The organism is Mesorhizobium sp. WSM1343 (assembly GCF_055901535.1).
Genome location: NZ_CM148370.1, coordinates 2,266,349 through 2,277,685, shown reverse-complemented (window position 1 = coordinate 2,277,685; position 11,337 = coordinate 2,266,349). Strand labels below are relative to the sequence as shown.

The 11,337-nt window shown below is 63.7% G+C and carries 10 protein-coding genes; 8 read left to right on the top strand and 2 right to left on the bottom strand.

Annotated elements, in window-relative coordinates; genetic code table 11:
* Positions 1-2 precede the first annotated feature (2 nt).
* From AC0NIL_RS10905 to AC0NIL_RS10895, 3 genes are all read left to right on the top strand, one after another.
* Positions 3-1,307: a DUF6638 family protein gene (locus tag AC0NIL_RS10905; RefSeq protein ID WP_224675194.1), complete on the top strand. Its 1,305-nt coding sequence runs from the start codon at positions 3-5 to the stop codon at positions 1,305-1,307.
* 104 nt (positions 1,308-1,411) lie between these two features.
* Positions 1,412-2,536, top strand: a complete 1,125-nt coding sequence (locus AC0NIL_RS10900; RefSeq protein ID WP_275952417.1) for a DUF2333 family protein — start codon at positions 1,412-1,414, stop codon at positions 2,534-2,536.
* Positions 2,537-2,849: 313 nt separating this feature from the next.
* On the top strand, positions 2,850-4,529 hold the full coding sequence (locus AC0NIL_RS10895) for a formate--tetrahydrofolate ligase (RefSeq protein ID WP_013529948.1): 1,680 nt from the start codon (positions 2,850-2,852) through the stop codon (positions 4,527-4,529).
* Between the two features lie 67 nt (positions 4,530-4,596).
* Here AC0NIL_RS10895 and AC0NIL_RS10890 read toward each other — a convergent pair whose 3' ends face one another.
* Positions 4,597-5,241 carry a cysteine hydrolase family protein gene (locus AC0NIL_RS10890; RefSeq protein ID WP_013529947.1) on the bottom strand — a complete coding sequence of 215 codons (645 nt, stop codon included), beginning with the start codon at positions 5,239-5,241 and terminating at the stop codon, positions 4,597-4,599.
* A gap of 126 nt (positions 5,242-5,367) precedes the next feature.
* Between AC0NIL_RS10890 and AC0NIL_RS10885 the strand changes: the two genes are divergently transcribed.
* Entirely contained in the window at positions 5,368-6,363 is a 996-nt protein-coding gene (locus AC0NIL_RS10885; protein WP_063168858.1) for a GlxA family transcriptional regulator, read from the top strand.
* A gap of 5 nt (positions 6,364-6,368) precedes the next feature.
* Here AC0NIL_RS10885 and AC0NIL_RS10880 read toward each other — a convergent pair whose 3' ends face one another.
* Positions 6,369-6,926: a sugar O-acetyltransferase gene (locus AC0NIL_RS10880; RefSeq protein WP_063168859.1), complete on the bottom strand. Its 558-nt coding sequence runs from the start codon at positions 6,924-6,926 to the stop codon at positions 6,369-6,371.
* A gap of 135 nt (positions 6,927-7,061) precedes the next feature.
* Here AC0NIL_RS10880 and AC0NIL_RS10875 point away from each other — a divergent pair, with 135 nt between their 5' ends.
* From AC0NIL_RS10875 to AC0NIL_RS10860, 4 genes are all read left to right on the top strand, one after another.
* Positions 7,062-7,523: a DUF4126 domain-containing protein gene (locus AC0NIL_RS10875; RefSeq protein ID WP_473573579.1), complete on the top strand. Its 462-nt coding sequence runs from the start codon at positions 7,062-7,064 to the stop codon at positions 7,521-7,523.
* Positions 7,520-8,896: an FAD-containing oxidoreductase gene (locus AC0NIL_RS10870; RefSeq protein WP_063168860.1), complete on the top strand. Its 1,377-nt coding sequence runs from the start codon at positions 7,520-7,522 to the stop codon at positions 8,894-8,896. Before AC0NIL_RS10875 ends, AC0NIL_RS10870 begins: the two co-directional genes overlap by 4 nt.
* A 125-nt stretch (positions 8,897-9,021) precedes the next feature.
* Entirely contained in the window at positions 9,022-10,194 is a 1,173-nt protein-coding gene (locus AC0NIL_RS10865) for an MFS transporter (RefSeq protein ID WP_013529942.1), read from the top strand.
* Between the two features lie 86 nt (positions 10,195-10,280).
* Positions 10,281-11,336 (top strand): succinylglutamate desuccinylase/aspartoacylase family protein, encoded by a 1,056-nt coding sequence (locus AC0NIL_RS10860; RefSeq protein WP_275952415.1) that lies wholly within the window; start codon positions 10,281-10,283, stop codon positions 11,334-11,336.
* Position 11,337 lies beyond the last annotated feature (1 nt).

Below are 11,337 nucleotides of genomic sequence, written 5' to 3'. Positions count from 1 at the left end.
AGATGAGCCCCGCCAAGAAACCCGATCTCCTGCGCGACAATGAGCTGATCTATGGCCGGCTGCTGACGGTCGACGAGCCGCATCTGATCCAGCGCTACAACAAGGCGCTCGCCGCATTCGGCTTGAAGCCGACCAAGCTGAAGACCTTCCAGATCGATCGCACCGGCTTTTCGCCCGAAGTGGCCGAGGAATGCGACGACTACGACTATCTCGATCCCAACGAGGTCAACCGCCGTTTCATCATCCTGACGCCGTCGCAGATCGACCTGCCGGTGGTGCACACCGCCTTCTCCAACACCTCGCAGCTGATGTTCGAGTTCATGTCCAAGAACCAGCGCGCCATCGATGCGCTGACGATCAAGGATGTCATCTACGGCGAGATCGAGGATTCCGTTCCCAAGGTCAACGATATCGAGGACCTGCTGTCGATCAGCCAGGTCGAGTTCAAGGTGCTGTCGGCTGAGGATGTGCTGGGCAAGGCCGCCGAGCTCGGCAAGCTCGTCGACCGGTTGAAGCAGGAGCCCGACGCCTGGCGCGACAGCGCCATGCTGAACCGCATGGTCGAGCTCGCCAAGATCTGCGGCGACATCCGCGAGAACGCGCTGGTGCCCGACCAGGTGATCTTCCGCCACAACGCCTACTGGACCAGCCATTTCGGTGGCCTTTACGTCTTCGTCGACCCGGATGTGACGACGGTGATCAGCGATCCTGCGGCGCCAGGCTTCCGCCGTTCGCGGCCGTGGCAGGTCAGCTATCTCTCCATTAACGACGCCGACAAGGTGTTCAAGTTCCTCGCCACCACCGGCCGCATCGAGTTGCCGCGCGCCTCCTGGGTCGAGGCCTCGGGCTATCTCGAGCACCGCGCCGAGATGGTGGTGCGCGCGCTGATCCGCGATGCCGAGCCGAACCGCAACTTGACCAATGTCGACAAGGTCTGGCTGCAGACCTGGATCCAGAGCCATGCCGACCTGATCACCAGGGACGGCAATTTCCCTTTCCTCAACGCCGCCAAGCGCGAGATCGCCCAGCTCGGCCACCTGAAGATCGAGGATGTCTTCCCGCAGCAGCGCTTCCTGGTGATCCGCGCCAAGCCTGACCATCCTGACGCCTGGCTGACCAACCGGCTGATCTCGGATTTCGTGCCGTCGGACTTCGTCTCGCGCTACATCTTCAACAAGGACGGCTTCTACAAGGACTATGGCGGCTTCAGCGACGCCTGGCGATCGCATGTTGTGGACGTTCTCAAAACCACATATTTGAAGGACAAGGTGGCGTTTCGCACGCGCCTCTACGGCCTGACTGACTAGAACGAAATGAACCGTTATTTCGTTCTAACTTCTTGTTTTGGCGCATAATGTTATCCAAAAAGTCTGCAACTTTTTGGCATCATGCTTGAGGGGGTGACACAGCCATGCTCGATCCGATCGTGAACTTCTTCACCCGCATTTTCCAGTGGATCGGCCGCGGTATCGGGCTTTTGATCGGCGTCATCCTGTGGCCGTTCCTGTGGGCCGGACGCTGGTACACGCAACGCGGCTGGATCCTCAAGGCGGCGGTCGGCCTTGCTCTGCTGGTGCTGATCGGCCTCTATGCCAATTTCTTCTACGCCACCCAGTGGTGGAACAATTTCAACCCGAACTATCCAGACACCTACACGTTCGAGAAGCGCAATGTCTCCGCTGGCGAACAGGTCTCCGCCGGCGCCGGCACCGACACGGCCAAGACCTGCGGCAACTCCGGCATTGCCCAGATCGCCGCCGACCTGACCGACTTCAACGTCAACCAGAATGCCTGGATCTCGTCGATGATCCTCTACAAGCTCGGCCTGTTCGGCGTCGACTGGGACAACACGCCGTGGATGGACAACAAGGCCTCCTTCCAGCGCGGCATCAACCAGGCGGTGCGGCGCACGGCGACCGAACTCGCCGACAATCTCGGCCGCGTCCGCACCACCTCGCAGATCGACAGCGATCTGCAGAATGCCCGCGGCAACCTGCAGTTCGACGAGGAGACCTGGTATTTCGGCCTGAACCCGTTCGGCCCCAAGACACCGACGCCGAGCTACTATCGCGACGCCGTGCGCATGCTGCGTTCCTTCAACGCTCGCCTTGCCACCTGCCAGGCGACATTCGACGCCCGCGCCGACAATCTGAAACAGTATATCGACCGCATCTCGTCCGACATCGGCTCGACCTCGGCGATCCTCAAGGAACGCGCCGAGAACCACAACAATGGCTGGTTCGACTTCCGCGCCGACGACCGCTACTGGTTCGCCTATGGCCAGCTCTATGGCTATTACGGCCTGATGAAGGGCGCCCAGGCCGACTTCGAGGACGTCATCAAGGAAAAGCATCTGCAGAACCTCTGGGACACGATGGACTCGCAGTTCGTTTCGGCACTGAAGATCCAGCCTTTCATCATCGCCAATGGCCGCGAGGATGGCTGGCTGTTGCCGACGCATCTGACGACGATGGGCTTCTATGTGCTCAGGGTGCGCTCCAACATGGTCGAAATCAGCAACGTTCTGACGCAGTAGCGCTGTTCCATTAGGGACCAGGCGATGGTGAATTTGCGCCGTCGCCTCTGTCGCATTCCGTGCATTGTGCGGCTGTTTTGAGACGGCGGAACGACGCGTCCTCTGGCTTCTATACGGCGCGGCAACGGAGCCAGGAAGAACCGACGACAGGTCGGTCGGTCCGCAGAAGAATTTTCTCAAGAGGAAACATAGTTGCATACAAGTTGACGCCGCGGCAGCGACAGGGTTAGAACATGCCCGCGCCCGGTTCCAATCTGCTTGCCAGTAAGACCAAACCCGTCCCCTCCACCGTCCAATCCAGAGGAAAGCCGTCATGGCCGAAGTGAAGTCCGACATCGAGATCGCGCGCGGCGCCAGGAAAAAGCAGATCCAGGAGATCGGCCAGAAGATCGGCATCCCGACCGAACACCTGCTGCCCTACGGCCACGACAAGGCCAAGATATCAGCCGAATTCATCAAATCGGTGAAGGGCAACAAGGACGGCAAGCTGATCCTCGTAACCGCCATCAACCCGACGCCGGCCGGCGAAGGCAAGACCACGACCACGGTTGGTCTCGGCGACGGCCTGAACCGCATCGGCAAGAAGGCGATCGTCTGCATCCGCGAGGCTTCGCTCGGCCCGAACTTCGGCGTCAAGGGCGGTGCCGCCGGCGGCGGCTATGCGCAGGTCGTGCCGATGGAGGACATGAACCTCCACTTCACCGGCGACTTCCACGCCATCACCACCGCGCACAACCTGCTTTCGGCGCTGATCGACAACCACATCTACTGGGGCAATGAGCTCGGCATCGACACCCGCCGGGTCGTCTGGCGCCGCGTCATGGACATGAACGACCGCGCGCTGCGCGAGATCATCTGCTCGCTCGGCGGCGTCGCCAACGGCTTCCCGCGCGAGGGCGGTTTCGACATCACCGTCGCCTCGGAAGTGATGGCGATCCTCTGCCTGTCGACCGACCTGAAGGACCTGGAAAAGCGCCTCGGCGACATCATCGTCGCCTATCGCCGCGACAAGTCAGCCGTCTATGCCCGCGACCTCAAGGCCGACGGCGCCATGGCTGTGCTGCTGAAGGACGCCATGCAGCCGAACCTGGTGCAGACGCTGGAGAACAACCCGGCCTTCGTGCATGGCGGGCCGTTCGCCAACATCGCGCATGGCTGCAACTCGGTCGTCGCCACCACGACGGCGCTCAAGCTCGCCGACTATGTCGTCACCGAAGCCGGCTTCGGCGCCGATTTGGGTGCTGAAAAGTTCTTCGACATCAAGTGCCGCAAGGCGGGCCTGAAGCCGGCAGCGGCGGTCATCGTCGCCACCGTGCGCGCCATGAAGATGAATGGCGGCGTCAAGAAGGAAGACCTCGGCAAGGAAAACGTCGAAGCGGTGAAGAAGGGCTGCGCCAATCTTGGCCGCCACATCGAGAACATCAGGCAGTTCGGCGTGCCGGCGGTGGTTGCCATCAACCATTTCTATTCCGACACCGACGCCGAGATCCAGGCGATGAAGGACTATGTCGCCTCGATGGGCGAAGAAGCGATCCTGTGCAAGCACTGGGCACACGGCTCGGCCGGGATCGAGGATCTCGCCAACAAGGTGGTGGCACTGGCCGAATCCGGCGCCTCGCAGTTCGCGCCGCTCTATCCCGATGCCATGCCGCTGTTCGAGAAGATCAACACCATCGTCCAGCGCATCTATCGCGGCTCGGAAGCGATCGCCGACAAGTCGGTGCGCGACCAGCTCAAGGCGTGGGAAGACGCCGGCTACGGCCATTTGCCGGTGTGCATGGCCAAGACCCAGTATTCCTTCTCGACCGACCCGAACCTGCGCGGCGCGCCGACCGGCCACACCGTGCCGGTGCGCGAGGTCAGGCTTTCGGCCGGTGCCGGCTTCGTCGTCATCATCTGCGGCGAGGTCATGACCATGCCGGGCCTGCCGAGGGCGCCGTCCTCGGAAAAGATCTTCCTCAATGAGGCCGGCAATATCGAAGGCCTGTTCTAAAATCCTTCAATTCAAACAGAAAGGGCGCCGCAGCGATGCGGCGCCCTTTCTGTTTGTTCGGATAGCCCTAAGCAGCGCTGCGCGACAGCGCCCGCTGGTTGGAGCCGAAGATCGTGTCGCGCTCCGGCAGCGCGCCGGTCTGCAGGCACTCCACCCATTCGGCGGTCTTGAGCACGGCGGCGAAGCGCGACTGCAGGATGATCGTGACCACGCGATGGATCTCCTCGGCCGAGGCGTAGCCGGCGCTGTTGGCGTAAGGCACCGAGCCGGTCGCATCCGACAGGAACTCGACGGCAAAGCCCATATGCACGGCGTGGATAATGGTCGACAGGTCACAATTATGCGTCATGTAGCCGACCACCGTAATCGTATCGATGGCATTGGCGCGCAGCCAGTCTTCCAGATCAGTGCCGGTGAAGGCGGAGGGCAGGTTCTTTTCGACATAATGGTCGCGCTTGCGCCTGGCGATTTCGGGATGCAGTTCGCCGCCGTGACTGCCCTTGGCAAAGATCGGCGAGGTCTCGGGCGCCATCTGCTTGACGACCACCACCTTGATACCGGCAGCAGTCGCTGCATCCATGGCGCGTGCCACATTGACGACGCTGTCGCGGAACGGCGGATGCTGGATGGCGAGATTGCCGCCGTCGTAATCGTTCTGCACATCGACGACGATCAGCGCCCGGCGCGGCGTGGTGTTGGCTGGGTCAGACATGGTGTTTCCTTTCCGGCTTGAATTCGATGGATGGAAGATAGGCGGGCTGCCAGACAGCCGAAAGTGACCCGATTGACATCATTCGAAAGAATTGGGACAATCCGCATTCAACCGCTGGAAGCACCCATGAACGACCCGATCATTGCCGTCCTCGCCTTCGACGGCATCAGCCCGTTCCATCTTTCCGTACCGTGCCTGGTCTTCGGCGAGGACAGGACGGCGCTTGGCCTGCCGCGCTTCGACTTCCGCATCTGCGCGGTCAAGGCCGGGCCGATCCATACCGAAGCCGGGCTGACAATTGCCGCGCCGCATGGGCTCGAAGGGCTCGACGGCGCCGATATCGTCATCATCCCGAGCTGGCATCATCTGAGCGAACCGGTATCGCCGCTGCTGATGGAAGCGCTGCGCCATGCGCACCAACGCGGCGCCTTGATTGTCGGCCTGTGCCTCGGCACCTTCGCCATTGCAGCGGCCGGGCTGCTTTCGGGCCGACGTGCCGCGACGCACTGGGCCTATTGCGAACAATTGCAAACACTCCATCCCGACATCGCTGTCGATGCCGCGGTGCTCTACGTCGACAATGGCGATGTCGTGACCTCGGCCGGCGTCGCCGCCGGCCTCGACTGCTGTCTCCACATCGTGCGCGCCCGCTATGGCGCGGAAGCAGCACTGCGGCTTGCTCGCCAGATCGTGCTTTCCCCGCATCGCCAGGGCGGCCAGGCGCAATTCATCGAGCATCCGGTGGCAAGAAGCGCGGACGCCGACCGCTTCACCCAGGCCCTCGACGCGGTTCGCGCGACGCTTGGCGAAGCGCATAGCCTGGACCGCGTGGCCGAGGCCGCCGGCCTGACCCGCCGCACCTTTACCCGTCGCTTTCAGAAATCGATCGGCGCCAGCTTTGGCGATTGGCTGACCAGCCAGCGGATCGAACTGGCGCAGCGTTTGCTGGAAGCGACGGAGAAATCCATGGACATGATCGCCTTCGAAGCCGGCTTCGGCAGCGCCACCTCGCTGCGCCAGCATTTTTCGGCACGGCTCAAGACATCGCCTGCGCAGTATCGGCGCGAGTTCTCCAGGCGGGTCGATCAGGAAGAGCGCATGACGTATGTCCTGTCGTCCTGACCTGTTCAGCCCCGCTTGACCGGCCGCGCCGGATTGCCGATCACCGTGGCGTTCGCCGCCACGTCGCGCGTCACCACCGCACCGGCGCCGACGATGGCGCCTTCACCGATGCTGACGCCGCCAAGGATGACGGCTGAGCCGCCGATCCAGGCATTGGCGCCGATCTCGATCGGTCGGGCGATCTCCAGTCCGGCCTGCCGCCCACTGGCCTCCTTGTGGTGCTCGGCGCAGTAGATCTGCACGTTCGGGCCGAGCAGCGTTGCCTTGCCGATGCGCACGCTCGCCGTGTCGAGGATGGTGCAGCCGGTATTGAGGAAGACGCCGTCGCCGAGAAAGATGTTGAAGCCATAGGCGCAGTGGAACGGCGCCTCGATACGGGCGCCCTCGCCGGCTCTTCCCAGCAGTGCCTTCAGACCCGGCCCGAGATTGCCGCGTTGACGAGGCGGCAGCAAGTTGTGCTCGAACACCGCATCGCGCGCTATCATCCGCAACGACTCCAGTTCGTCATCGATGCAGGTATACCATTCGCCGGCCACCATTTTCACGCGCTCGCTCTCAGCCATGATGCGGTCTCCAGTTCACGTCCTTGCAAAGCACAAGTGCAGCCAAAAGCGCCGATGCCAGTACTGGTCAAATATTGGACCTATGGTAGCCTGTGACTCAAGGCCGTCTTGGCCCGTGATCGAGGGGGATCGACCATGCTCTACATTCTCGCACTTCTGATCGGCGTCATTGCCGGTCTTCGCGCCATGACGGCGCCGGCCGCCATTGCCTGGGGCGCTTATCTCGGCTGGCTGATGGTTGCCGGCACTTGGGCGAGCTTCATGAGCCATTGGGCGGCTGTCGGCATCTTCACCATCCTGGCCATCGTCGAGCTGGTCACCGACCAGTTGCCGTCGACGCCGAGCCGTAAAGTACCCCAGCAATTCGGCGCCCGCATCGTCATGGGCGCCTTCACAGGCGCGGTGATCGGCGCGACAGGCGGCGCCACCATCGGCGGCCTGATCGCGGGGGCCATCGGCGCTGTCATCGGCACGCTGGGCGGCGCCGAAGCTCGGGGCCGGCTCGCGGCCGCCTTCGGCAAGGATCCGCCCGCCGCCTTTATCGAGGACGCGGTGGCGATCATCGGCGGCCTGCTGATCGTAGCGGCGGTGGCATGACGACGAAAATCTTCGACGCCATCATCATCGGTGCCGGACAGGCTGGCCCTCCGCTGGCCGGGCGGCTGACGGCCGCCGGCATGAGCGTCGCGCTGATCGAGCGCAAGCTGGTCGGCGGCACCTGCGTCAACACCGGCTGCATGCCGACCAAGACCATGGTCGCCAGCGCCTATGCCGCGCATCTGGCGCGCCGCGCCGCCGACTATGGCGTGACGCTCTCCGGGCCGGTCGGCGTGGATTACAAGGTGATCAAGGCGCGCAAGGACAAGGTCACAAACGACGCTCGCGGCAATCTCGAGACCTGGATTGCCGGCATGGACAAGTGCACCCTCTATCGCGGCCATGCGCGTTTCGAATCCGCCAACACGGTGCGCGTCGGCGACGATCTGCTGACCGCCGAAAAGATCTTCCTCAACACCGGCGGCCGCGCCTCGGTGCCCGACCTTCCCGGCATCCACGACATCGACTATCTGACCAACTCGTCGATGATGGATCTCGACGTGCTGCCGCGCCATCTCGTCGTCGTCGGCGGCAGCTACATCTCGCTCGAATTCGCTCAGATGTTCCGCCGCTTCGGCGCGGAAGTCACCGTCGTCGAGAAGAGCCCGCGCCTGACCGGCCGCGAGGACGAGGATGTCTCCGCCGCCATCCTGTCGATCCTCGAAAACGAAGGCATCGCGGTCCATGTCGGCGCCGACGACATTGCCTTCGCCAGACAGGGTGACGACATCGCCGTGACCTTCTCCGCCGGCAAGCCACCGGCGGTCGGCTCGCATGTGCTGCTGGCGCTGGGGCGCACGCCCAACACCGACGATCTCGGCCTGGAAAGGGCCGGCGTCGAGGTCGACAAGCGCGGTTTTGTCACCGTCGACGACCAGCTGCGCACCAGCGTGCCCGGCATCTGGGCGATGGGCGACTGCAACGGCAGGGGCGCCTTCACCCACACCTCCTACAACGACTACGAGATCGTCGCCGCCAATTTGCTCGACAACGATCCGCGGAGGGTCAGCGACCGGATCGAAGCCTATGCGCTCTACATCGACCCGCCGCTTGGCCGCTGCGGCATGACCGAGGCCGCAGTGAAGAAATCCGGCCGTCGCGCGCTGGTCGGCCAGCGGCCGATGACCCGCGTCGGCCGCGCTATCGAAAAGGGCGAGACGCAGGGTTTCATGAAAATCCTGGTCGATGCCGACACCAGGGAGATCCTCGGCTGCTCGGTGCTCGGCCCCGGCGGCGACGAGGCTATCCATTGTGTGCTCGACCTGATGTACGCCAAGGCGCCCGTCGACACGCTGGCGCGTGCCGTGCACATCCATCCCAATGTTTCGGAGTTGCTGCCCACCATTGCCCAGGAGCTGAAGCCGCTGGCGTGACAGCCCGTTGAAGACCCATTTTAAAGCTCTTCCTTTTCTGCATCGCTGCAATGCAGCAATGCAGCTTGCGCACGGTGGCGTGCTTCGCGCAGTCTGGAATTGAACCGATTCAGTCTGGACGCACCATGCCCTTGCCGATCCTTGCGCTTGCCATTGCGTCCTTCTGCATCGGCACCACCGAATTCGTCATCATGGGCTTGCTGCCTGAGGTCGCCGCCGACCTCGGCGTGTCGATCCCCGCGGCGGGCCTGCTGGTTACCGGATATGCGCTGGGCGTCGTCTTCGGCGCCCCGATCGTCGCCATGGCCACTGCGCATTTGCCGCGCAAGCCGGTGCTGGTCGGGCTGGCCGTGCTGTTCGTCGTCGGCAATCTGTTTTGCGCCATCTCGCCCAACTACTGGACGCTGATGGCCGCGCGCGTCTTCACCGCTTTCGGCCACGGCGCCTTCTTCGGCATCGGCTCGGTCGTTGCCGCCAGCCTGGTGCCGCGCAACAAGCGCGCCAGCGCTATCGCGCTGATGTTCGCCGGGCTGACGCTGTCCAACATCCTGGGTGTTCCCGCCGGAACCGCACTTGGCGAAGCGTTCGGCTGGCGCTCCACCTTCGTTGCCGTGGTCGGTATCGGCCTGATCTCGGTGGCAGCGATCGCCTGGTTGGTGCCGTCCGATGTCGCCGAGCCAAGCGGTGGCGGCCTGCGCGGCGAGCTGCGCGTGCTGGGCAAGCTGCAGGTCTGGCTGGCCATGCTGATCGCGGCGCTGACCTCCGCAAGCCTGTTCACCGTCTTCACCTACATCAAACCCTACCTCACCGAGGTATCGGGCTTGTCGACCTCGGCAGTCACGTGGGTTCTGCTGCTGTTCGGCGCGGGCATGACCATCGGCAACATCATCGGCGGCAGACTGGCCGACTGGAAACTGATGCCGACAGTGATCGGCACCCTGCTGCTGATGGCCCTGCTTTTCGTTGGATTCAGGCAGTTCGGCGCAATCGCCAGCGTTGCCATCGGCATCGTCTTCCTGTGGGGCCTGCTCATCTTCGTCGTCGTGCCGCCGTTGCAGATCCGGGTCGTCGAGGCGGCCTCCGAGGGACCGAACCTTGCCGCCACGCTGAACCAGGGCGCCTTCAATATCGGCAATGCCAGCGGCGCCTGGATAGGCGGCGTGGCCCTGTCCGCCGGTGTTTCCTATGCCAATTTGCCGCTGGTCGGCGCAGCACTCGCTCTTTTGGCGGTCACCGTCGCTGTGCTGTCGCAGGCGCTGGACCGGCGCGCGCCGGTCATCCCGCTTCCGGCTGAATAGTCTCTTGCGCCCATAGCGCGGCAGGCTGGACCAATCGACATCGGCGCCTTCAAATCGCATGTCTCTCGCTCCTGATGGAGGAAGTCATGCAGAAATCGATCGAACGCATCGCCGGCGAAAGCGAAGGGGTTTCCTACGAATTCCCGCTGTTCCGCTTCACTGGTTCCGACAAGGCTGCTCCTTCGGCCTATCTGCAGGCGGCACTCCATGCCGGCGAGTTGCCGGGTGTCGTCGCCATCGACGCGCTGATGCCGATGCTTGCCAGGGCGGAGGCCGAAGGCCGCATCAAGGGCAACCTCACCATCGTGCCCTGGGCCAACCCGATCGGCCGGGCGCAATATCATTTCGGCGAGCATCAGGGCCGCTTCCATCTCGGCACGCGCACCAATTTCAACCGCGGCTTTCCGCTGCTAACGGCGCCCGACACAGCGCTCTTGCCCGACATTACCCTTGGCAGCGTCGACCAGCGGCTGAAGACGCGGCTGGTGCAGCTGTCGCTCGGCCACGACATCATGCTCGACCTGCACTGCGATGACGAGGGCCTCGCCTATCTCTACGTCCACACCAGCCTGTGGCCTGGTATGGCCGATTGCGCCGCGGCCATGGGCGTCGACGCGGTCGTGCTGTGGAGTGAAGACACTGACGGCACCTTCGAGGGCGCCTCGATCATGCCCTATCAGAACGTCCCCGCCGATGTGGCCAAGCTCGACCGTCGCGTCGCCACCACCGTCGAATATCGCGGCATCCTCGATGTCGACGGTGCCTTGGCCGCCGCCGACGCCGACGGCCTCTACCGGCTGCTGGTGGCGCGCGGCGTGATCGCCGACAGCGCCCTGCCCGCGCCGGGTCCTTTCACCGGCTTCGTGGCGCCATTGGAAAACATCGACATGATGCCGGCGCCACGGGCCGGTGCCGTGCTCTACGACGTGAAGCCCGGCGACCGCGTCGCCAAGGGCGCGCGCCTCGCCACCATCGTCCATGCACCGGGTGAAGCCGATGGCCGCACCGAAGTGTTCGCACCGCAGGACGGCATCATCCTGACCCGCCGCTCGCGCCGCATCATCCGCGCCGGCGAAGATCTTCTGAAGCTGGTCGGCGACAGGAAGAGCACTGATGCCCGGTCGGGAACGCTGGAGGACTGAC

What these genes read in the sequence shown, in the direction of transcription:
- AC0NIL_RS10890 (WP_013529947.1), bottom strand. Translation starts at nt 5,241, where the DNA reads ATGTCTGACCCAGCCAACACCACGCCGCGCCGGGCGCTGATCGTCGTC.
- AC0NIL_RS10895 (WP_013529948.1), top strand. Translation starts at nt 2,850, where the DNA reads ATGGCCGAAGTGAAGTCCGACATCGAGATCGCGCGCGGCGCCAGGAAA.
- AC0NIL_RS10885 (WP_063168858.1), top strand. Translation starts at nt 5,368, where the DNA reads ATGAACGACCCGATCATTGCCGTCCTCGCCTTCGACGGCATCAGCCCG.
- AC0NIL_RS10865 (WP_013529942.1), top strand. Translation starts at nt 9,022, where the DNA reads ATGCCCTTGCCGATCCTTGCGCTTGCCATTGCGTCCTTCTGCATCGGC.
- AC0NIL_RS10905 (WP_224675194.1), top strand. Translation starts at nt 3, where the DNA reads ATGAGCCCCGCCAAGAAACCCGATCTCCTGCGCGACAATGAGCTGATC.
- AC0NIL_RS10900 (WP_275952417.1), top strand. Translation starts at nt 1,412, where the DNA reads ATGCTCGATCCGATCGTGAACTTCTTCACCCGCATTTTCCAGTGGATC.
- AC0NIL_RS10875 (WP_473573579.1), top strand. Translation starts at nt 7,062, where the DNA reads ATGCTCTACATTCTCGCACTTCTGATCGGCGTCATTGCCGGTCTTCGC.
- AC0NIL_RS10880 (WP_063168859.1), bottom strand. Translation starts at nt 6,926, where the DNA reads ATGGCTGAGAGCGAGCGCGTGAAAATGGTGGCCGGCGAATGGTATACC.
- AC0NIL_RS10860 (WP_275952415.1), top strand. Translation starts at nt 10,281, where the DNA reads ATGCAGAAATCGATCGAACGCATCGCCGGCGAAAGCGAAGGGGTTTCC.
- AC0NIL_RS10870 (WP_063168860.1), top strand. Translation starts at nt 7,520, where the DNA reads ATGACGACGAAAATCTTCGACGCCATCATCATCGGTGCCGGACAGGCT.